Origin of the sequence: Streptomyces sp. NPDC093064 (genome assembly GCF_044754605.1) — a bacterium.
Classification (GTDB): Bacteria; Actinomycetota; Actinomycetes; order Streptomycetales; family Streptomycetaceae; genus Streptomyces.
The window spans coordinates 22,668-43,015 of record NZ_JBIVPK010000004.1; the positions used below are offsets into that span (position 1 = coordinate 22,668).

At 71.9% G+C, this 20,348-nt stretch carries 20 protein-coding genes; 14 read left to right on the forward strand and 6 right to left on the reverse strand.

Features of this window, described 5'->3' with window-relative positions; translation table 11 throughout:
- The first annotated feature begins 75 nt into the window (after positions 1–75).
- The 6 genes from ald (at position 76) to ACIQFZ_RS06570 (ending at position 6,633) form a co-directional block, all read left to right on the forward strand.
- Positions 76–1,200: an alanine dehydrogenase gene (gene ald / locus ACIQFZ_RS06545; RefSeq protein ID WP_365418579.1), complete on the forward strand. Its 1,125-nt coding sequence runs from the start codon at positions 76–78 to the stop codon at positions 1,198–1,200.
- Positions 1,201–1,600: 400 nt separating this feature from the next.
- A complete protein-coding gene (locus tag ACIQFZ_RS06550; RefSeq protein WP_141362315.1) occupies positions 1,601–2,737 on the forward strand; it encodes a ParA family protein in 1,137 nt (378 codons plus the stop codon).
- Entirely contained in the window at positions 2,722–3,291 is a 570-nt protein-coding gene (locus ACIQFZ_RS06555; protein WP_402690755.1) for a hypothetical protein, read from the forward strand. The genes ACIQFZ_RS06550 and ACIQFZ_RS06555 overlap by 16 nt, the downstream gene beginning before the upstream one ends.
- A gap of 491 nt (positions 3,292–3,782) precedes the next feature.
- Positions 3,783–4,901, forward strand: coding sequence for a segregation/condensation protein A (locus ACIQFZ_RS06560; RefSeq protein WP_402690837.1), 1,119 nt, complete (start codon positions 3,783–3,785; stop codon positions 4,899–4,901).
- Entirely contained in the window at positions 4,898–5,572 is a 675-nt protein-coding gene (gene scpB / locus ACIQFZ_RS06565) for an SMC-Scp complex subunit ScpB (RefSeq protein ID WP_365418585.1), read from the forward strand. The genes ACIQFZ_RS06560 and scpB overlap by 4 nt, the downstream gene beginning before the upstream one ends.
- On the forward strand, positions 5,572–6,633 hold the full coding sequence (locus ACIQFZ_RS06570) for a pseudouridine synthase (RefSeq protein WP_402690756.1): 1,062 nt from the start codon (positions 5,572–5,574) through the stop codon (positions 6,631–6,633). Before scpB ends, ACIQFZ_RS06570 begins: the two co-directional genes overlap by 1 nt.
- Positions 6,634–6,718: 85 nt before the next feature.
- On the opposite strand, the gene ACIQFZ_RS06575 is transcribed toward ACIQFZ_RS06570, so the two are convergent.
- Together ACIQFZ_RS06575 and ACIQFZ_RS06580 are read right to left on the reverse strand one after the other, a co-directional pair.
- Complete coding sequence (locus tag ACIQFZ_RS06575; protein WP_365418591.1) at positions 6,719–7,411, reverse strand: DNA polymerase beta superfamily protein; 693 nt, start codon at positions 7,409–7,411, stop codon at positions 6,719–6,721.
- Positions 7,412–7,433: 22 nt separating this feature from the next.
- Positions 7,434–7,907 (reverse strand): Rieske (2Fe-2S) protein, encoded by a 474-nt coding sequence (locus ACIQFZ_RS06580; RefSeq protein ID WP_383060924.1) that lies wholly within the window; start codon positions 7,905–7,907, stop codon positions 7,434–7,436.
- 218 nt (positions 7,908–8,125) lie between these two features.
- Here ACIQFZ_RS06580 and aroH point away from each other — a divergent pair, with 218 nt between their 5' ends.
- The 5 genes from aroH to der all read left to right on the forward strand — a co-directional run bounded on the left by aroH (position 8,126) and on the right by der (position 12,578).
- Positions 8,126–8,488, forward strand: a complete 363-nt coding sequence (gene aroH, locus ACIQFZ_RS06585; RefSeq protein ID WP_365418596.1) for a chorismate mutase — start codon at positions 8,126–8,128, stop codon at positions 8,486–8,488.
- A complete protein-coding gene (locus tag ACIQFZ_RS06590) occupies positions 8,485–9,570 on the forward strand; it encodes a prephenate dehydrogenase (RefSeq protein ID WP_383060922.1) in 1,086 nt (361 codons plus the stop codon). The genes aroH and ACIQFZ_RS06590 overlap by 4 nt, the downstream gene beginning before the upstream one ends.
- An 89-nt stretch (positions 9,571–9,659) precedes the next feature.
- Positions 9,660–10,355 (forward strand): (d)CMP kinase, encoded by a 696-nt coding sequence (gene cmk / locus ACIQFZ_RS06595; protein WP_365418602.1) that lies wholly within the window; start codon positions 9,660–9,662, stop codon positions 10,353–10,355.
- On the forward strand, positions 10,352–11,026 hold the full coding sequence (locus tag ACIQFZ_RS06600; RefSeq protein WP_365418605.1) for a lysophospholipid acyltransferase family protein: 675 nt from the start codon (positions 10,352–10,354) through the stop codon (positions 11,024–11,026). The genes cmk and ACIQFZ_RS06600 overlap by 4 nt, the downstream gene beginning before the upstream one ends.
- 67 nt (positions 11,027–11,093) lie before the next feature.
- Positions 11,094–12,578: a ribosome biogenesis GTPase Der gene (gene der, locus ACIQFZ_RS06605; RefSeq protein ID WP_365418608.1), complete on the forward strand. Its 1,485-nt coding sequence runs from the start codon at positions 11,094–11,096 to the stop codon at positions 12,576–12,578.
- Between the two features lie 55 nt (positions 12,579–12,633).
- Here the strand turns inward: der and ACIQFZ_RS06610 are convergent, their stop codons facing one another.
- Both ACIQFZ_RS06610 and ACIQFZ_RS06615 read right to left on the reverse strand, forming a co-directional pair.
- Positions 12,634–13,008, reverse strand: a complete 375-nt coding sequence (locus ACIQFZ_RS06610) for a hypothetical protein (protein ID WP_365427183.1) — start codon at positions 13,006–13,008, stop codon at positions 12,634–12,636.
- Between the two features lie 38 nt (positions 13,009–13,046).
- Positions 13,047–13,970 (reverse strand): hypothetical protein, encoded by a 924-nt coding sequence (locus tag ACIQFZ_RS06615; RefSeq protein ID WP_402690757.1) that lies wholly within the window; start codon positions 13,968–13,970, stop codon positions 13,047–13,049.
- Positions 13,971–14,511: 541 nt separating this feature from the next.
- Between ACIQFZ_RS06615 and ACIQFZ_RS06620 the strand changes: the two genes are divergently transcribed.
- Positions 14,512–15,234, forward strand: coding sequence for a transglycosylase family protein (locus ACIQFZ_RS06620; protein ID WP_365427188.1), 723 nt, complete (start codon positions 14,512–14,514; stop codon positions 15,232–15,234).
- A gap of 404 nt (positions 15,235–15,638) precedes the next feature.
- On the forward strand, positions 15,639–15,854 hold the full coding sequence (locus ACIQFZ_RS06625; protein ID WP_365427191.1) for an I78 family peptidase inhibitor: 216 nt from the start codon (positions 15,639–15,641) through the stop codon (positions 15,852–15,854).
- A 39-nt stretch (positions 15,855–15,893) separates the two neighbouring features.
- Here the strand turns inward: ACIQFZ_RS06625 and ACIQFZ_RS06630 are convergent, their stop codons facing one another.
- Together ACIQFZ_RS06630 and ACIQFZ_RS06635 are read right to left on the reverse strand one after the other, a co-directional pair.
- On the reverse strand, positions 15,894–16,937 hold the full coding sequence (locus ACIQFZ_RS06630) for a phosphatase PAP2 family protein (protein ID WP_365427194.1): 1,044 nt from the start codon (positions 16,935–16,937) through the stop codon (positions 15,894–15,896).
- A gap of 238 nt (positions 16,938–17,175) precedes the next feature.
- Entirely contained in the window at positions 17,176–18,381 is a 1,206-nt protein-coding gene (locus tag ACIQFZ_RS06635) for a mannosyltransferase family protein (protein WP_402690758.1), read from the reverse strand.
- Positions 18,382–18,671: 290 nt separating this feature from the next.
- Between ACIQFZ_RS06635 and ACIQFZ_RS06640 the strand changes: the two genes are divergently transcribed.
- Positions 18,672–20,273 (forward strand): MFS transporter, encoded by a 1,602-nt coding sequence (locus ACIQFZ_RS06640; RefSeq protein WP_365427200.1) that lies wholly within the window; start codon positions 18,672–18,674, stop codon positions 20,271–20,273.
- The last annotated feature ends 75 nt before the right edge of the window (positions 20,274–20,348 follow it).

Sequence of the window (20,348 nt, forward strand, 5' to 3'; positions counted from 1 at the left end):
CTGCGGTGTTGCCTGGTATGCCCTCGCATGCCGGGGTACGTCTGATATTGCCCCACATTCTCTGAGCCAAGGACCGTGATCGACGTGAAGGTCGGCATCCCCCGCGAAGTCAAGAACAACGAGTTCCGGGTGGCCATCACCCCCGCCGGCGTGCACGAGCTCGTGCGTAACGGCCACCAGGTCGTCGTCGAGCGGAACGCGGGCGTCGGCTCCTCGATCCCGGACGAGGAGTACGTGGCCGCCGGCGCCCGGATCCTCGAGACCGCGGACGAGGTCTGGGCCGCCGCCGACATGGTGCTGAAGGTCAAGGAGCCCATCGCCGAGGAGTACCACCGCCTCCGCAAGGACCAGATCCTCTTCACCTACCTGCACCTGGCCGCCTCGAAGGAGTGCACGGACGCCCTGCTGGAGTCCGGCACCACGGCGATCGCCTACGAGACCGTCGAGCTCCCGAACCGCGCGCTGCCGCTGCTCGCCCCAATGTCCGAGGTCGCGGGCCGCCTCGCGCCGCAGGTCGGCGCCTACCACCTGATGCGCGCCGCGGGCGGCCGCGGTGTGCTGCCGGGCGGCGTCCCGGGCGTGCCGGCCGGCGAGGCCGTCATCATCGGCGGTGGCGTCTCCGGCTGGAACGCCGCGCAGATCGCCATCGGTCTGGGCTTCCACGTGACCCTCCTGGACAAGGACATCAACAAGCTCAAGGAGGCGGACAAGATCTTCGGCACGAAGATCAAGACCGTCGTCTCCAACGCCTTCGAGCTGGAGAAGGCCTGCGTCGAGGCCGACCTCGTGGTCGGCGCCGTGCTCGTCCCGGGCGCCAAGGCCCCGAAGCTGGTCAGCAACGAGCTGGTGTCCCGGATGAAGGCCGGAAGTGTCCTTGTCGACATCGCGATCGACCAGGGCGGATGCTTCGAGGACTCCCACGCGACCACGCACGCCGAGCCGACCTTCAAGGTCCACGAGTCGGTGTTCTACTGCGTCGCCAACATGCCGGGCGCGGTGCCCAACACCTCGACCTACGCGCTGACCAACGCCACGCTGCCGTACATCGTCGAACTCGCCAACCGCGGCTGGGTGGAGGCGCTGCGCCGTGACGCGGCGCTGGCCAAGGGCCTCAACACCCACGAGGGCAAGGTCGTTTACCGCGAGGTCGCCGAGGCCCACGGCCTGGAGCACGTCGCGCTGGAGTCCCTGCTCGGCTGAGCGGGTCGCCAAGTCGCCAAGGTGTGAAAGGCGATACGTCAACACGCGTCGTCAACCTCGCACGACCGGCCGGACCTTGTCCCACAAGGTCCGGCCGGATGTGTGTATGGTCACTTCGCCGCACTCGGTCAACTCGCCTCGAACGCAACCATTCGACCGATTCACGCACCGGTGAAACCTGTCGTGCGACGGTCGTACGCCCTTGACAGAGGTGTGTTCCATTACCGACACATCGGGCCGGGTCCGGCGGATTGTGTTGCTGCGGACCGCCGACACGCCATAGAGTCGCCAATCGTCGGCATGGTGCCACGCTGACCTGTCTAGAAGTTCCCTGGTCACCAAGGAGGTAAGACGACTTGTGAATGAGTCGACATTTTCTCCCGGGGGTGGTCAACCAGGAATGCCTGCGACGGGCCAGGGCCCCACGCGGCTCGAGGCTGTCGGCTCCGTTGCTGTGCGCACCTTCGCAGCCCACCAGAGTCACCGGACACCAGGGGTGACTCAGCCAGCACACCCAAGCATGGATGGCCATCACGTGAACGCCATGGCCGGCGACGGAAGTGGCGCGCCCCACAACCACTTCGCCGACTACGACGAACTGCCCGAGGGGCACTTCTACGACCCCGACGCCGAGTACGAGCCCGACCCCGAGTACGCGGCCACGCTCGCGCCCGACGCGGCCCGCCAGCGCCGTGAGCGCATCGGCCCGACCGGACGCCCGCTGCCGTACTTCCCGATCCCGGGTCCGCTGACCGACCACGGCCCCGCGAAGATCATCGCGATGTGCAACCAGAAGGGCGGCGTCGGCAAGACCACGTCGACCATCAACCTGGGTGCCGCGCTCGCGGAGTACGGCCGCCGGGTGCTGCTCGTGGACTTCGACCCGCAGGGCGCGCTGTCGGTGGGTCTCGGCGTCAACCCCATGGAGCTCGACCTCACCGTCTACAACCTGCTCATGGAGCGGGGCATGTCCGCGGACGAGGTCCTGCTGAAGACGGCGGTCCCCAACATGGACCTGCTGCCCAGCAACATCGACCTGTCGGCCGCCGAGGTCCAGCTGGTGAGCGAGGTCGCGCGCGAGTCGACGCTCCAGCGCGCCCTGAAGCCGCTGATGGACGACTACGACTACATCGTCATCGACTGCCAGCCCTCGCTCGGCCTGCTCACCGTCAACGCCCTCACGGCCGCGCACAAGGTGATCGTGCCGCTGGAGTGCGAGTTCTTCGCGCTGCGCGGTGTGGCACTGCTGACCGAGACCATCGAGAAGGTCCAGGAGCGCCTCAACCCGGAGCTGGAGCTCGACGGGATCCTGGCCACGATGTACGACTCGCGCACCGTGCACAGCCGTGAGGTGCTCGCGCGTGTCGTCGAGGCGTTCGACGACCACGTGTACCACACGGTCATCGGGCGCACGGTCCGCTTCCCGGAGACCACGGTCGCCGGTGAGCCGATCACCACGTACGCCTCCAACTCCGTCGGTGCCGCCGCCTACCGCCAGCTCGCCAGGGAGGTGCTCGCCCGGTGTCACGCCGAGTGAGTCTGCCGGGGGCCGACGAACTGTTCCGTACGACAGGGGGAATGGCGCTCCAGCCGTCCACTCCCCGACGCCAGGCAGGCGGCGAGGCCCGGGTGCCCGCCCCCGCGGCGGAGGGCGACGCGGCCGCCGCCGCGGAGGACGCGCCGCATTCGGTGCCCGCGCAGGGCGGCGACGGCGAGGGCGCGGAGCACGTGGCGGTGGATGCGGGGCCGAACGACGCGGGCGAGTCCCGCAGCCGGTCCGCGACCGCGGAGCGCTCCGCGCGGCGTTCGGCGGCGGCGCAGGAAGGTTCTGCCGCCGCGCAGCCGCGCAAGCGGGGCCGCGGCGCGGCGCGCCGGCCCAGCGGACGGGAACGGCACGACGAGAAGATCACCGTGTACGTGTCCGCCGAGGAGCTCATGGACCTCGAGCACGCCCGGTTGGTGCTCCGCGGCGAGCACGGGCTCGCCGTGGACCGCGGGCGCATCGTCCGCGAGGCGATCGCCGTGGTGCTGGCCGACCTGGAGTCCCGGGGCGAGGCGAGCATCCTGGTTCGGCGGCTGCGCGGCCGTTAGCCGTCCGCGTGGGCGGTAAGCGGTAGCCTGCGACGGCAATGACCTCGAACGACGCTCCCACCCCCACCGGCCGCAGACGCGCCCTCGGCCGCGGCCCGGGAACGGCATCCCCACCATCGGCTCACCCACCCGAGCCACCCGCGCCCCAGGACGAGCGCCCCGAACCGCCGGCCGCGCCCCCGGAGCCCATGCCCGCACCCGGGGCCGCCGAGCAGCCTTCCAAGCCGTCGGTACCGGCTCCTGAGCCTCCGGCGGACCTCCCCGGGGACGGTCCGGTGAGCCCGGCCGCCGAGCCGCCGGCCCAGCAGGCGATCGGCGTCGCCGAGACTGCGCCGGCCGAGCCGAGCGGCTCGCCCCGCGCCGCTTCCGACACGACGGCCACGCCGGGGGCCGGGGATGCCTCGCAGCCGGCGGTCGCGAACGGTTCCCGGGCGGAGGCTCGTGGCGCCCTCCGACCAACGGCTGACGCGGGGCGCCGGGCGGAGGATGCGCTGGAGTCCGGAGACGTTTCGGAGTCGGCGGTCACAGTCGTTTCCCGGGCGGAGACTCGTGCTGCTTCCGAAGCGGAAGCCGACGCGGGGCGCCGGGCGGAAGCCGCGCCGGGCTCCGGGGCTTCTGCGCGGTCGGCGGTCGCACCCGATTCGCGGGCGGAGTCCGGTGTTGCCCTCGGACCAGCGGTCGATGGCGGGAGCCGGGCGGAGGCCGCGCCGGTGCCCGAGGCGGTGGTCGAGGCCGCTTCCGGTGTGGGGGACGAGGCCGGGCCGCCGTCGGAGGGGGCCGGCGACGGGGTGTTCAAGGTTCGGCTGGCCAACTTCGAGGGGCCGTTCGACCTGCTGCTCCAGCTGATCTCGAAGCACAAGCTCGACGTCACCGAGGTGGCCCTGTCCAAGGTCACCGACGAGTTCATGGCGCACATCCGGGCCATGGGGCCCGACTGGGACCTGGACCAGACGACCGAGTTCCTGGTCGTGGCCGCCACCCTGCTCGACCTGAAGGCGGCACGGCTGCTGCCCGCGGCCGAGGTGGAGGACGAGGCCGACCTGGCGCTGCTCGAAGCACGCGACCTGCTGTTCGCACGGCTGCTCCAGTACCGCGCGTACAAGCAGATCGCCGACATCTTCAGCCGCCGGCTGGACGAGGAGGGCCGGCGCCACCCCCGTACCGTCGGGCTGGAACCCCACCACGCCGAACTGCTGCCCGAGGTCGTCATCAGCATCGGCGCGGCGCGCTTCGCCGAACTCGCGGTCAAGGCGATGCAGCCCAAGCCCAAGCCGCAGGTGTACGTCGACCACATCCACGCGCCGCTGGTCAGCGTGCGGGAGCAGGCGGGGATCGTGATCGCGCGGCTGCGGGAACTCGGTGAGGCCGGCTTCCGGGAACTGGTGGCGGACACCGACGACACGCTCACCGTCGTGGCCCGCTTTCTCGCCCTGCTCGAGCTGTACCGCGAGAAGGCCGTGGCCCTGGACCAGGAGACCGCCCTCGGCGAGCTGATCGTGCGCTGGACCGGCGGTGACGGGGACGAGACGCCCACGGTGACGGACGAGTTCGACCGTCCGCCCGAGGTGCCCAAGGAGCCCGAGGAGCCCAAGGAGGAGAAGAAGGCGTGAGCGAGGAGACCACCGACCCGTCCGAGGGCCCGAGCACCGTCGCCGACCTCGACCTCAGGCCCGCCCTGGAGGCCGTCCTCATGGTCGTGGACGAGCCCGCGACCGAGGAGCACCTGGCGAGGATCCTGCAACGGCCCCGCCGGCAGATCGCGGACGCGTTGCGCGAACTGGCGGACGAGTACACCGTGCAGGGCCGCGGCTTCGAGCTGCGGCTGATCGCCGGCGGCTGGCGTTTCTACACCCGCCCCGAGTACGCCGCCGCCGTCGAGGGCTTCGTCCTGGACGGCCAGCAGGCCCGGCTCACCCAGGCCGCCCTGGAGACCCTCGCCGTGGTCGCCTACCGCCAGCCGGTCAGCCGCAGCCGCGTCTCCGCCGTCCGCGGGGTCAACTGCGACGGAGTCATGCGTACGCTGCTCCAACGCGGTCTGGTCGAGGAGGCGGGCGCGGAACCCGAAACAGGTGCGATCCTGTACAGGACGACGAACTACTTCCTGGAGCGGATGGGCCTGCGCGGTCTGGACGAGCTCCCGGAACTCGCGCCCTTCCTCCCCGAGGCGGAGGCGATCGAGGCCGAGACCCAGGAGGGCGTACCGTCGTTCGACCCGGACGCTCCCGATGACGCGCCGGGCGCAGACGGCGACCACACGACGAACACGACGACGGAATTTTGATGCGAAGCAGCGGCAGCGGCAGGAACGGCGGGCGCGGCAACTACCGCGGTGCCGGCAACAACAGGGACGAGCGGCAGGGGCAGGGCCGCCCCCGCAACCCCCGACCCGAGGAGCGCCGCTACGACGTCGGCCCCGGCGCGACCAAGGACGGCCCCAAGTCCGGACGCGGCGGAACCGCGCGCGGTGGCGCCAAGGGCGGCCCCAAGCAGCCCCAGCAGGGCGGCCGTACGGCTCCGGCCCGCTCCCGCGAGTACGAGACGCGGATGGAGGAGCGCAACCGCGATCGGTACGCCGGCAAGAAGGACGTCAAGCTGCCCAAGACCTTCCCGGGCGCCGAGCAGGAGGGCGAGCGTCTGCAGAAGGTGCTCGCCCGCGCGGGATACGGTTCGCGGCGCGCCTGCGAGGAGCTGATCGAGCAGGCCCGGGTCGAGGTCAACGGCGAGATCGTCCTGGAGCAGGGCCGCCGGGTCGACCCGGAGAAGGACGAGGTCAAGGTCGACGGCCTGACCGTGGCCACGCAGTCGTACCAGTTCTTCTCGCTGAACAAGCCCGCCGGTGTCGTCTCCACCATGGAGGACCCGGAGGGCCGCCAGTGCCTCGGTGACTACGTCACCAACCGCGAGACGCGCCTCTTCCACGTCGGCCGGCTCGACACCGAGACCGAGGGCGTGATCCTGCTCACCAACCACGGCGAGCTGGCGCACCGGCTGACCCACCCGAAGTACGGCGTGCGCAAGACCTACCTCGCGCACATCGTCGGGCCCATCCCGCGGGACCTGGGCAAGCAGCTCAAGGACGGCATCCAGCTGGAGGACGGCTACGCGCGCGCGGACCACTTCCGGGTCGTCGAGCAGACCGGCAAGAACTACCTCGTGGAGGTCACCCTCCACGAGGGTCGCAAGCACATCGTCCGCCGCATGCTCGCCGCCGCGGGCTTCCCGGTCGACAAGCTCGTCCGCACCGCCTTCGGCCCGATCACCCTGGGCGACCAGAAGTCCGGCTGGCTCCGCCGCCTGTCGAACACCGAGGTCGGCATGCTGATGAACGAGGTCGACCTCTAGGCAGTGGGCGACCCGGGCTCCGGGCCTGGCCGACCCGGCCTCCGGCCTCTGGGCCTGGCCGACCCGGCCTCAGGGCCCGGCCGGCTCAGACGCCTGCCTGGCAGGCCGACGCGTGGCGGACACGGCGCAGGAAGTCCGCCACGCGTCGGTGATCGGGCTCCGCGGGGAGCGGGGTGCGGTCGGCGGCCCGTTCGGTCTCGGCGGCCAGGCGGGCCATCCAGGACTCGACCTCGGGCCACGGGACCTCACCCCGCCGCACCTTCAGGAGCGGTTCGCGCCGGTCGCCGACGTCGACCGTCAGCGTGCCGGTGCGCAGCAGGTCGCGGGCGCTGGCCAGCAGGCGCAGCAGGTGCATCGCGTGCTTCCAGCGCGGGGCGCCGTGCGTGCGGACATCGGCTTCGAGCTTCCCGCGCTGGCTCAGCGCATAGCGGGTGAACGTCCCGTACACCTGCCGGGAGAGGAACGCGCCACGCAGGGACAGCAGTTCGCGGCCGGTGTCGTCCACGTACTCCGCCAGGGGCGAGTGCAGGCACTCCAGGATGTTGGGGTTCGCGCGCAGCGCCAGCACGCAGAAGCGCTCCAGCTCCCAGCTGAACTGCTCATCGAGGGGCCCCTCCACATGCGTCGGCGGCTTCTCGAAGCGCCAGAACAGGGGAGTGGGCGCGACGAACACGCCTCTGCGGTCCGTGTCGCTGTCGTCCGTCGCCAGCCCGAAGGCCCGCGACCCCATGACACAGGCGTAGATGGTGTGGTCACGCACCAGGTCCTCGGGCTGCATGCCCGGGAGCGTACGCGGATCCTCACAGCAGGTGGATGGAATTTCCCTCCACCTTGATCTGCTTGGCGTCCAGCGGGCTGACCGCCGGCCCATTGGCGACCGAGCCGTCGGCGATGCGGAACCTGCTGCCGTGGCAGGGGCAGTCGATCATGCCGTTGGCGATCTTGCCCACCGTGCAGCCCTGGTGCGAGCAGATCGCCGAGAAGGCCTTGAACTCGCCCTTCTTCGGCTGGGTGACCACGACCTTCTGCTCGGCGAAGACCTTGCCGCCGCCTTCCGGGATGTCGGCCGTGCTCGCCAGCTCCGGCCCGGCGGCGGTCCCCTCCGTGGCGCCGGAGGCCGCCGAAGGGTGGGACGTCGTCCCGTCCGAGGGGGAGTTCGCCTCTGCGGAAGGCGACGCCTCGGAGTTGCTGCCGGCTTTGGTGCCGCAGCCCGCCGCCACGAGCGCCACCGCACTCGTGGCGAGAACCGTGCGCCGCGTCGAGCCCTGCGTCATGTCGTCACTCCGGGGTTCCGGGGGAGGTAAGGGATGAGCTCCGAGCGGAGCATCAGCATCTTCGCATCGAATTCGGTCAAGTCGAAGCACATCGTGACAGCACGTAATAAACCACCCGTTTCCCCAGTCGTCTCAGCGGGCGGGCGCCGGCCACCCGTCCCACGCGGTCTGACTAGGCTGGACGCGAGACCCGATTCACCTCAGCAAGGAGCAGCACCGTGGCGGTACGAGCGGTCCGGGGGGCCGTCCAACTCGAGCGGGACGAGGCCGGGCACATGGACGAGCAGGTCGGGGCGCTGCTCACCGCCGTCCTGGAGCGGAACGGCCTGACCGCGGACGACCTGATCAGCGTCTGGTTCACGGCCACTCCCGACCTGCACAGCGACTTCCCGGCCGCCGCGGCCCGCAAGCTGGGCATCGTCGACGTACCGCTGATCTGTGCCCAGGAACTGGACATCGAGGGCGCCATGCCCCGCGTCGTCCGCGTCCTCGCGCACATCGAGTCCGACCGGCCGCGCGCCGAGATCGCCCACGTCTACCTCGGCGCGGCGGCCGCCCTGCGCAAGGACATCGCCCAGTGAGAAACGCACTCGTGATCGGCACCGGGCTGATCGGCACCTCCGCCGCCCTGGCCCTCGCCCAGCGCGGGGTGGTCGTGCACCTCGCCGACCACGACCCGGAGCAGGCCCGTACGGCCGCGGCGCTCGGCGCCGGCACGGACGAGGCCCCGGACGGCCCGGTCGACCTCGCCATCGTCGCCGCGCCGCCGGCGCACGTGGCGGGAGTGCTCGCCGACGCCATGCGCCGGGGCGTGGCCCGCGGCTACCTGGACGTGGCCAGTGTCAAGGGCGGCCCGCGCCGTGAGCTGGAGTCGATGGGCCTGGACCTGACCGGCTACATCGGCACGCACCCCATGTCGGGTCGCGAGAAGTCGGGTCCGCTGGCGGCGACCGGTGACCTCTTCGAAGGCCGCCCCTGGGTGCTCACCCCCACCCGGGACACCGACACCGAGGTCCTCAACCTCGCCCTGGAGCTCGTCTCGCACTGCCGGGCAGTCCCGGTGGTCATGGACGCGGACGCCCACGACCGTGCCGTGGCCCTCGTCTCCCACATGCCCCACATGGTCTCCAGCCTGGTCGCCGCACGCCTGAAGAACGCCGAGGACGCGGCCGTACGGCTGTGCGGGCAGGGCATCAGGGACGTGACCCGGATCGCGGCCTCCGACCCGCGGATGTGGATCGACATCCTGTCCGCCAACCCGGGACCGGTCGCCGACCTGCTCTCCGACATCTCCACCGACCTGGAGGAGGCCGTGCAGGCCCTGCGCGCCCTCCAGTCCTCCGACGAGGCCAAGCGCCGCGAGGGCGCCGCCGGCATCGAGGACGTGCTGCGGCGGGGCAACGCCGGCCAGGTCCGGGTCCCCGGCAAGCACGGGTCCGCGCCGCGGGTGTACGAGGTCGTCGCGGTCCTCATCGACGACCAGCCGGGCCAACTGGCCCGCATCTTCGCGGACGCGGGGCTGGCCGGGGTCAACATCGAGGACGTGCGCATCGAGCACGCCACCGGGCAGCAGGCCGGTCTGGTGCAGCTCATGGTCGAGCCGAAGGCGGCCCCGGTCCTCACCTCCGCCCTGCGGGACCGGGGCTGGTCCATCCGCCAGTAAGAGGGTGTCCGGGAAGCCAGTAACCTTGTGCGGGGCGCTCTCGCGTCCCGCACACCACCCGCCACCCTTCACCAGGAAGGTGCCCCGCTGTGGAAAACGGCGCCGCCCGGACCGCCCAGCCCGTGATCGTCGCCATCGACGGCCCTTCCGGCACGGGCAAGTCGAGCACATCGAAGGCCGTGGCCGCGCAGCTCGGCCTGAGCTACCTGGACACCGGCGCCCAGTACCGGGCGATCACGTGGTGGATGGTGACCAACGGGATCGACATGGACGACCCCACCGCGATCGCCGCGGTGGCCGGCAAGCCCGAGATCGTCTCCGGTACCGACCCCGCCCACCCGACGATCACCGTCGACGGCGTGGACGTGGCCGGTCCGATCCGCACCCAGGAGGTCACCGCCCAGGTCAGCGCGGTCAGCGCCGTACCGGAGGTGCGGACCCGGATCACCGAGCTCCAGCGCTCGCTGGCCGTGTCCGCCGAGGCCGGGATCGTCGTCGAGGGCCGCGACATCGGCACCACCGTGCTGCCCGACGCCGACCTGAAGATCTTCCTCACCGCCTCCCCGGAGGCCCGCGCCGCCCGGCGCAGCGGCGAGCTCAAGGGCGTCGACGTCCATGCCACCCGTGAGGCCCTGATCAAGCGCGACGCGGCCGACTCCAGCCGCAAGACCTCCCCGCTGGCCAAGGCCGGCGACGCCGTCGAGGTGGACACCACCGAGCTGACGCTGGCACAGGTCATCGAGTGCGTGGTCACCCTCGTCGAGGAGAAGCGGGCCGCGAAGTGAGCCGTCCGCCGGAGCGTGCGGCGGGCCCGCCGTCGGAGCGCGGTGCCGACGTCGGCCGGCGGATCGGCGTCGGGCTGATGTACGGGCTGTGGCGCCCGCGCGTGCTGGGCGCCTGGAAGGTACCCGCCACCGGCCCGGTGATCCTCGCGGTCAACCACGCGCACAACGTCGACGGCCCGATGGTCATGGGCGTGGCACCCCGGCCGGTGCACTTCCTGATCAAGAAGGAGGCGTTCGTCGGCCCGCTCGGCCCCTTCCTGACCGGCATCGGCCAGCTCCAGGTGGACCGGCACTCCGCGGACCGCTCGGCGATCACACGGGCGCTCGGCGTCCTGAAGCAGGGCGGCGTCCTCGGGATCTTCCCCGAGGGCACCCGCGGCGAGGGCGACTTCGCCTCCCTGCGGGCCGGGCTCGCCTACTTCGCGGTCCGCAGCGGCGCCCCGATCGTTCCGGTCGCCGTGCTGGGAAGTTCCGAGAGACGCGGACGGTTGATAAAGGGGCTGCCTCCGCTGCGCCACCGGGTCGACGTCGTCTTCGGCGACCCGTTCGAAGCGGGCGACGACGGCGGGCGGCGCACACGCCGGGCCCTGGACGAGGCGACCGAGCGCATCCAGAAGCAGCTCACCGACCACCTGGAAAACGCCCGGCGACTGACCGGGCGCCACACTTGAGTAGTGGATCACCGCGAACCGGTGGTGTTCCACCGATCACCACGATGAACGACGAGGTACGGACTTCATGAACGACGACATCCAGCCCGACGGCTCGGCCGAGCACGAGTACGAGCACGGGGCGCTCGGCGACGTCGAGTACGCGGAGTTCATGGAGCTCGCCGCGGAAGAGGGCTTCGACGTCGAGGACGTCGAGGGCGCCATCGAGGCCGCCGGACACGGCCCGCTGCCCGTCCTCGCCGTCGTCGGCCGCCCCAATGTCGGCAAGTCGACTCTGGTGAACCGCATCATCGGTCGCCGCGAGGCGGTCGTCGAGGACAAGCCGGGCGTCACCCGCGACCGTGTCACCTACGAGGCAGAGTGGGCGGGCCGCCGCTTCAAGGTCGTCGACACCGGCGGCTGGGAGCAGGACGTCCTCGGCATCGACGCCTCCGTGGCCGCGCAGGCCGAGTACGCCATCGAGGCCGCCGACGCGGTGGTGTTCGTCGTCGACGCCAAGGTCGGCGCCACCGACACTGACGAGGCCGTCGTACGGCTCCTGCGCAAGGCGGGCAAGCCAGTGGTGCTGTGCGCCAACAAGGTCGACGGCCCGAGCGGCGAGGCGGACGCCACGTACCTGTGGTCGCTCGGTCTCGGCGAGCCGCACCCGGTCTCGGCCCTGCACGGCCGCGGCACCGGCGACATGCTGGACCGCGTCCTGGAGGCGCTCCCCGAGGCGCCGCGCGAGACGTTCGGCGGGGGCGGCATCGGCGGCCCGCGCCGCGTGGCCCTGATCGGCCGCCCTAACGTCGGCAAGTCCTCGCTGCTGAACAAGGTGGCCGGCGAGGAGCGCGTCGTCGTCAACGAACTGGCCGGCACCACCCGCGACCCGGTCGACGAGCTGATCGAACTGGGCGGCAAGACCTGGAAGTTCGTCGACACCGCCGGTATCCGCAAGCGCGTCCACCTCCAGCAGGGCGCCGACTACTACGCCTCGCTGCGCACCGCGGCCGCCGTCGAGAAGGCGGAGGTCGCCGTCATCCTGATCGACGCCTCCGAGTCCGTCTCGGTGCAGGACCAGCGGATCATCACCATGGCCGTGGAGGCGGGCCGCGCGCTCGTCATCGCCTACAACAAGTGGGACACCCTCGACGAGGAGCGCCGCTACTACCTGGAGCGGGAGATCGAGACCGAGCTCGCGCAGATCGCGTGGGCCCCGCGCGTCAACGTCTCGGCGTACACCGGACGGCACGTGGAGAAGCTGGTCCCGGCGATCGAGACGGCGCTGGCGGGCTGGGAGACCCGGGTGCCGACCGGCCGCCTGAACGCCTTCCTCGGCGAGCTGGTCGCCGCCCACCCGCACCCGATCCGGGGCGGCAAGCAGCCGCGCATCCTGTTCGGCACCCAGGCCGGCACCAAGCCGCCGCGGTTCGTGCTGTTCGCCTCCGGGTTCATCGAGGCCGGCTACCGACGGTTCATCGAGCGACGGCTGCGTGAGGAGTTCGGCTTCGACGGCACGCCGATCCACATCTCGGTGCGGGTGCGCGAGAAGCGCGGCGCGAAGAAGAAGTAGCGGAGACGGCGAAGGGGCGGTCCCGAACGGGGGCCGCCCCTTCGCCGTCGGCGGATCAGATTCCGCGCCGCGGAGCCGGTGGCAGGGCCGCGGGAACGTGGCGCATCGCGGTCTCCTGCCGTCTGATCGTCCCGACCCGCTGCCACTGCGTCTGCTGCCGGCCCGTGCCATGGCGGGTGTTGTAGGCCCCCAGGCTGTAGGCGTCGTACACGGTGGAGCCCGTATCGTGCGGCAGGTTCCCGAAGGCTACGAAGCCCAGGTCCTCCTCGCCGCTGCGGTCGCCCGGCAGGGTCCGGTAGGACTTGACGTACTCGGCGTAGAGCGCGTCGTAGATCGGCGTGGCCGATGGGCCGCCGTGAGGATCCTGGGGCGTCCGTGCGGAGGGGATCGGTGGGTAGGACTGGCGGCGGGGGACGTCATATGCGTGCACGTATCTCCAAACGACCCCGAACCGGAAGGGATGCGGGCTCAGGTCCCGGCGAGCGGCAGCGTCGCCGCGACCAGCCTTCCGCCCGCCGCGGACTTGTCCAGCGCGTCCCGCAGCAGGTCCTCCCTCGGCTGCCGGCCGATGGACCCGACCGGCGCGGCGAACATGATCACCTGCTGGTGCTTGTTGGCGGCCGCCCGCCAGCCGTCGGTGACCTGGAGCGGCTGGTGCGCCTGCCACCAGGCCACCGGCTGGCCGCCGTTGGCCTGTGGCTGGAGGACGGCGTGCAGCTGGCCCACGGCGAGCAGCACCGACCAGCCGTGCAGCACCGGCGGCACGGCGGCGAGTTCGGTCACCGGGACGTAGCCCTGCTCGATGAGCAGCGGCAGGAACTCGTCGCCGCCGCCCAGCGAGCCCGGACGCACGATGGGCGCGGTCGGCTCGACGACCAGGGCGGGGTGCAACTCTCCGGCGATCAGCACGAGTCCGCTGGTGATCCCGAGCACGGCCTGCTCCGGCACCGCCCTCTGCGGCGCGGCCTGCTCGGTCGCGCCCCACTGGGGCGGGGTCTGCTCGGTCGCGCCCCACTGGGGCGGGGTCTGCTCGGTCGCGCCCCACTGGGGCGGGGTCTGCTCGGCGGCGTTCCACTGGGGCGGGGTCTGCTCCGGCACCCTGCCGGAGGGGCTCGTGTCCCCGTTGATGGAGCGGACCGCGCCCCGCAGCTGTTCCTCGGTGACCTGGACGACCTGCGAGGGCAGGCAGGTGGCGTGGGCGAAGGCGAGGACGGCGGTCTCGTCCCCGATGAACAGGACGGTGCTGGTGTGCTCCTGTTCGGAGTCGCCGGGGGTGCGGCAGGACGTGCAGTCGTAACTGCCCGGGGCGTTCTGTCCGGCGAGCAGCCGGTCGGCTTCTTCGTCGCCGATCTCGGCGCGTACGGCGTCGCTGACGTCGAGCATGCGCGGCACGGGTGGCTCCCTCGGGATGTGGTGCGTGGCGGAGCCGGGTGGCTCCCGGCCCATGAACCGGGAGGGACCCGGCTCATGAAGAAGACAACGGGTGATCTGTGGCGGGAGTCACGCCCTCCGGCGAACGGAATCGAACCATCCCGTGCGGAGGGTGACGGTAGGTGCGGGATCCGACACTCACGGTCAACTCCCGGCAAATGCAAGGGGCTTGGGCCGGTGAAGTGAGTCACAGATCGGCGGTGCCGGTGGTCGAAAAATCAGGAAATCAGCGAATGAAGTGGGTGGCCGAAAAAAGTCGATACCGCCGGTAACGGTGAACTGGCCTGCTCGAACAGGCAGTTGGTTGATCCGGGCCCCGCCAGCTCCTTACATTCCTCAGCCGTGTGCAACGAGCACCACTCGGGTACGTCCGCCGACCGCACCGGGCCGAGCACGGCTCGGCACGACCTCGTGCGGCGGACGGGGCGAGCGCGCCGACCGCGTCCATGCGCGGCGGTCGCGCCCGCCTTGGGGGACCCCGGGTGTTTCGAGAGGGATCCACATGTCCGAATGTGCCGATAAGAGCCACGACACCACGCGCGACAACGCCCGCAGGGCACGGACGACGGCGGCTCTCGCCGGGGCGGCCCTGCTCGCCCCGCTCGGGCTGCTGGCCGCCACCGGCAACGCCCACGCGGCGGACGGCGGCGTGTGGGACCGCATCGCCCGGTGCGAGAGCGGCGGCAACTGGCACATCAACACCGGCAACGGCTACTACGGCGGGCTCCAGTTCGCCGCCGGCACCTGGCGCGCCTACGGCGGCACGGCCTACGCGCCCACTGCCGACCGGGCCTCCAGGTCCCAGCAGATCGCCGTCGCCACCAGGGTCCAGCAGGCCCAGGGCTGGGGCGCGTGGCCGGTCTGCTCGGCCCGGGCCGGGGCGTACGGCAGCGCACCCGCGGCCGGATCGGGGGCGGGGACGGGGACGACGACCGAATCGGCGCACAGCACACACAAGTCGGCGAACAAGCCGGTCCAGGAGGGCGGCCGGCAGAAGACACGGGACGCGGTCCCGCCGCGGCGGCCGTCGACGGCGCCGGCGCGCGAGGCGGGCCACACGAACCGCGGTGCCTCCCACGGCGCGTACACCGTGCGCGCGGGCGACACGCTGAGCGGCATCGCCGCCCGGCACGGCACCACCTGGCAGTGGCTCCACTCCGTCAACAGGTCCGTCATCGGGGACGATCCCGATCTGATCGTGCCCGGTCAGCGCCTCGAACTCTGAGCCGCTCCGGCTCCCACCCACGGGCGCCAGGCCCCGTCCGGTCCACTGACCGGGCGGGGCCTTCCGCCGTCCGGCGGGGCGCTCGATCCGGCGGCGGAACGGCGGAATTCCCATGCCGTGTCAGCTTCTGGGAACGGCCGCGGATTCGGAATGGGAGGACGTGCCGGTGCGGTTCGGGAACGCTTCTCGCGGCGCATTCGGCCGGGCTTTTCCGGGCGCTGTCCGGGCCGGTGGGAATTGTGTTCGCACGACTACGGAAGAGGGACGGAACCGCCCGTACGTGTGACGGAGTGAGAGCGTTCCGGAGGCTTGGGCCTGTGACACAAGTGTGACAGGAGGGGATGGAGTGGCCCGCGTACCGGGGTGGGCTTTCCCCGCCGTGGGCCGGCGCCTAGCGTGGCGGTATGGCACCCATTCCCACTCCGCCGGCGGAACCCCAGGACACCCCCGACGCATACGTCGGCCTCGAGGCCGGACAGGCCGAACGGCTCGCGCGTGAACGGGGCTGGAGCACGGTGCGGTCACTGCCGCCGGGCGCGATCATCACCATGGAGTACCGGTTCGGACGGCTGAACTTCGAGGTCCGGGACGGCCGCGTGGCGCGGGCCTGGAAGGGCTGAACCGCCGCCGGCGCTCCCGGCTCCCGCGGCGGTCCGTCGTCAACTGCCCGTCAGTGGGCGGGCCGCCGAGGCCGTGCCGCGCGGGACGCGGTCGGGGTGCGGCGGCCTGCGGTTGCCGGCCGGGGTGACCGGCGTGCGTTCCGCGCGGCTCGTGTGCCGGCCCGGGGCGAGGTGGGCCGGTGCCCGGGACGTGCGTCCGGCGCCGACCGTCTCGTGGGCCGCCGGGGTCTCGTCCGAGGCGGAGGCGCGTGGGGTGAACACGACGGGCGCGCCGACGGGTGCGCCGACGGGTGCGGCGGGCGCGGGCACGGGTGCCGGGCGGCCGCGACGGGCGCGCCAGCGGTCGCGCAGGTCGAACAGGGCGACCTCGGTCCTGGCGATCAGCGGCTCGAACCACGGCAGCGCCAGCAGGATCAGCAGCCCCGCGGCCCAGCCGAGGAGCACGTCGCTCAACCAGTGCGTCCCCAGGTAGACCGTGGTCAGGCCGACGCCGAGCGCCGTCAACGCGGACAGCGCCGACAGCCAGCGGCGCGCTCTCGGGGTGGACGCCAGATAGGCCAGGATGCCCCAGGTCACCACGGCGTTGGCGGTGTGGCCGCTGGGGAATATATCGCCGCCCAGGCCCATCTCGTTCGAGCCGATGACGGTCGCGTAGTGCGGTCCCAGACGCCCCATGCCGATCTTCGCGGCGCCGACCGTGACGTTGAGCAGCAGCAGCGAGGCGGCGAGGGTCAGCAGCGGGCGCAGCGTGTGCTGCCGCCACGAGCGCCAGCCCAGCCACGCGGAGACCATCACGGCGGTGGGGCCGCGCTGGCCGAGCACCACGTAGTAGTCGAGGAACGCGTGGATCTGCGGCCACTGCTGGTACGGCCGGAAGAACATGACCTGCCAGTCGAGCCGGACCAGCCACGAGGTCGTGACCACGGCCCAGACGATCGACAGGTAGAAGGCCAGGGTCGCCGAGAAGAGCACGAACCGGTGGCGGCTCATGCGCGGCATGTCGATGTGCGCCGGCCGTTGCGGCTCACGGTCCAGCCTGGCGAACACCCGGTCCAGGCGGGTGAGGGTTCGTTCGGTACGCACCCAATCGACGTTACAGCGAGTGAGCTGTGTTCCCGGACGAAGCACGTGATTTGTGATGACGACGTGATGTGGGATTGCTCTCAACGGGGCTTTATAACCACGGAATCCGCAATCACGGCCGGATCCGTCCCGCATTTCCTTTGATCATTCTGGTGGACGCTTATGCGGCGCTTATGAATGCGTTAACCGAACGCTCGGATGAAATTCCGTGCGCCTTCGGCCGGTCGGAGCCGGCCGGTCACGGGGGACCGGAGCCGTTCAGCCAGAACGCCCCGTAGACCGCCGCCGAGGCCACCGCGACGGCGCCCACCACCAGCGCCGACCGGGCCACGCGCGGCCGGGCGAGGGCGATTGCGAGCGGCAGCAGCAGCGGGAAGGCGGGCAGCAGCAGACGCGGCTTGGATCCGAAGTAGCTCGACGCGCACAGGGCGAGTGCGGTCACGACACCCGAGTACACCAGCAGCGCGAGCGGCTGCCGCTGCCGTACGCCGGTGACGTACAGCCAGACGACCCCGGCGACCCCGAGGATCAGCCCGGCCCCGGCGAGGGCCGAAGGGAAGGACGTGAACTTGTCGGCGACGAAGCGGGCGAAGGCGTACCCGCCGTCGAAGCCGTTGCGCCAGCCGGCCTGGACCTGGAGGTAGCCGAAAGGGCCCTTGCCGGTGCGGTGGCCGACCCACAGGACGTAACCGGCGGCGCCGAGCGGGGCGAGTGCCATGCCGAGCAGGCGGCGGGCGGTGGCGTGCCCCGTGACGGCCGGGGCGCGATGCGCGTCCCGTGCGCCGTCCGCCGCCGTCGTGCTCCGGTCTCCCACGAACGAGGCAAGGGCCGTCGCCCACACCGCCGCGACGACCGCGAGACCCACCGGCCGGGTCAGACCCGCCAGCAGGGCCAGGGTGCCCGCCGTCACCCAGCGGCCGGTGAGCACGGCGTACAGCGCCCAGGCGGCGAGCGCCGTGAACAGCGACTCGCTGTAGGCCATGGACTGCACGATCCCGACCGGCAGCACCGCCCACAGCAGCACGGCCGCGATACCGGCCTGGCGGCCGTACACGTGATCGGCCACCGCGAAGATCCCCCAGGCCGCGGCGAGGGAGGCCAACAGGCTGACCGTGAAGCCCGCGTCGGCGTACGACAGCGGGCTCACCGCGGCGAGCAGCCGCTCCAGCCAGGGCAGCAGCGGGAAGAAGGCCAGGTTCGAGTGCACGTCCCCGTTCGGCAGGCGCACCTCGTAGCCGTAGCCGAGCCCGGCCACCCCGGCGTACCAGAGCGAGTCCCAACGGGCGGTCAGCAGCGTGTACGCGCTCTTGCCGCGCTCGGCACTCCACAGCGCCAGGACGATCAGGCCCAGAGCGCGCACGGCGGCATACCCGAGGAGTGCCGGGGCGGCCCTGCGCAGGGCCCCGGCACGGGCCACTGCCACGCGCGTCGCAAGATCGCTCACGGACTCGATTATCGGCGCTGCCGGGAACCGGAGCGGCCACCGGGGCACGTTCATGGGGCGCTCACCGGGGACTTCCCGGGGACTCACGGGGAAGCGGAGTGGCGTATGCCACACGGGTTGAGCACCTGCTCTGAGAGGTGAGCCACGCGCCATCCGGGCGAATGAGCGTACTCTGACGTGTCACTCGCACGTCGTCGCGCAGGTCGGGGGCCCGCTCCGCTCCGGCCGAGCCCGGGGAGTCCCCACCCCGCGGGCCGCCGAACGCGAGGGCTCATCTGGGAGGTACGTACATGTCCGGGACGACCGCGGCCGCCGACCGGCTGCGCCGTCGGGCGGCGGGTGCCGGTGCCAACCGCTGGGTCGTCCTGGTCGTGCTCTGCGTCAGCCTGCTGCTGGTGGCGGTGGACGCGACCGTGCTGCATGTGGCGGTGCCCGCGGTCACCGAGGATCTCAAACCTGGCGCCATCGAACTGCTCTGGATCGTCGACACCTATCCCCTCGTCTGCGCCTCGCTGCTGATCCTGTTCGGCACGCTGGGCGACCGGGTGGGCCGCAGACGGATCCTGCTGCTGGGCTACGCCCTCTTCGGCATCGCCTCCGGCGTGGCGGCCTTCGCCCCCAACCCCCAGATGCTGATCTTCGCGCGGGCGCTGCTCGGCGTCGGCGGCGCCATGATCATGCCGGCCACGCTGTCACTTCTGCGGCAGGTCTTCCCGGACCGGCGCGAGCGGGCGCTGGCGATCGGGATCTGGAGCGCGGTCGCCGCGGTGGGCGCGGCGGTCGGGCCGCTGCTCGGCGGCTTCCTGCTCGAGCACTTCTGGTGGGGGTCGGTCTTCCTCGTCAACATCCCGCTGATGCTGGTCAGCCTGCCGGTGGGCCGGCTGCTGCTGCCCGAGTCGACCGGCGGCCGCAGCGGGCCCTGGGACGTGGTCGGCGCGTTGCTGGCGGCGGCCGGACTGTTCGGTGTGGTGCTGGGCGTGAAGCGGCTCGGCGGCGGGGAGACGGCGCTGAGCGCGCTCACCGTGGGGCCGCTGGTGGTCGGCGCGGCGCTGCTGGTGACGTTCGTACGGCGGCAGCGGCGGCGGACGCAACCGCTGGTGGACCTCAGGATGTTCGCGCGCCCGGCGTTCAGCACGTCGGTGGGCTGCATCGTGCTGGCCATGCTGGCGCTGGTCGGGCTCGAACTGATCGCGGCGCAGTACCTGCAACTGGTGCTCGGGCTGTCGCCGCTCGCCACGGGGCTGCGGCTGCTGCCGCTGACGTTCGCCGCGATGGCGGCCGGGCTGGCCGGGGCGCGGATGCTGCGGCGGTTCGGGCCGCGGCGGATGGTGTGCTTCGGATTCTGTGTGACCGCCGCCGCGGTGGTGCTGCTCACGGCGATGGGCGGCCGGGACAATCCGGGGCTGCTCCTGGCCGGCTTCGCGCTGCTCGGCTTCGGCCTGGAGACGACGCTGTTCGGGGCGTACGAGTCGATGCTGAGCGAGGCGCCGCCGGCGCAGGCGGGCGGAGCGGCGGCGATAGGGGAGACGTCGTACCAGTTGGGCGCGGGGATGGGCATCGCCCTGCTGGGCACGGTGATGAACGCGGCGTACGCGCCGGGGCTCGCCGATGTGCCGGGGGTGCCGGCGAAGGAGTCCGGAGCGGCGGCGCACTCGCTGGGGGAGGCGTACGAGGTCGCCGAACAGCTCGGCGGGCCGGTCGGGGCCGCCCTGCGGCGGGCGGCCCGGGACGCCTTCGTGCACGGACTGCATGTGACGCTGCTGGTGAGCGCGGGGCTGTTGCTGCTGGGGGCGGTGATGGCGCTGCGGCTGCCGCGGGTGATGCAGTGTGAGGAGCCGGCGGTCGAACTGCCCGCGCAGCGGAAGGCCGAGAGACCCCGCGTCTCGGCGTGAGCGCTCTCCCTCTCCCGCGGCGGGGGAGGAGCACGCTGGACGTGGGCGGCTCCGCGCCGTAACGTCGGGCCGGAG

Bases quoted from the DNA above. Each gene is read 5' to 3' on its own strand.
- ACIQFZ_RS06580 (WP_383060924.1), bottom strand. From the start codon at position 7,907: ATGACGCAGGGCTCGACGCGGCGCACGGTTCTCGCCACGAGTGCGGTG.
- ACIQFZ_RS06620 (WP_365427188.1), top strand. From the start codon at position 14,512: ATGTCCGAATGTGCCGATAAGAGCCACGACACCACGCGCGACAACGCC.
- ACIQFZ_RS06550 (WP_141362315.1), top strand. From the start codon at position 1,601: ATGCCTGCGACGGGCCAGGGCCCCACGCGGCTCGAGGCTGTCGGCTCC.
- ACIQFZ_RS06575 (WP_365418591.1), bottom strand. From the start codon at position 7,411: ATGCAGCCCGAGGACCTGGTGCGTGACCACACCATCTACGCCTGTGTC.
- ACIQFZ_RS06570 (WP_402690756.1), top strand. From the start codon at position 5,572: ATGCGAAGCAGCGGCAGCGGCAGGAACGGCGGGCGCGGCAACTACCGC.
- ACIQFZ_RS06640 (WP_365427200.1), top strand. From the start codon at position 18,672: ATGTCCGGGACGACCGCGGCCGCCGACCGGCTGCGCCGTCGGGCGGCG.
- ACIQFZ_RS06625 (WP_365427191.1), top strand. From the start codon at position 15,639: ATGGCACCCATTCCCACTCCGCCGGCGGAACCCCAGGACACCCCCGAC.
- der (WP_365418608.1), top strand. From the start codon at position 11,094: ATGAACGACGACATCCAGCCCGACGGCTCGGCCGAGCACGAGTACGAG.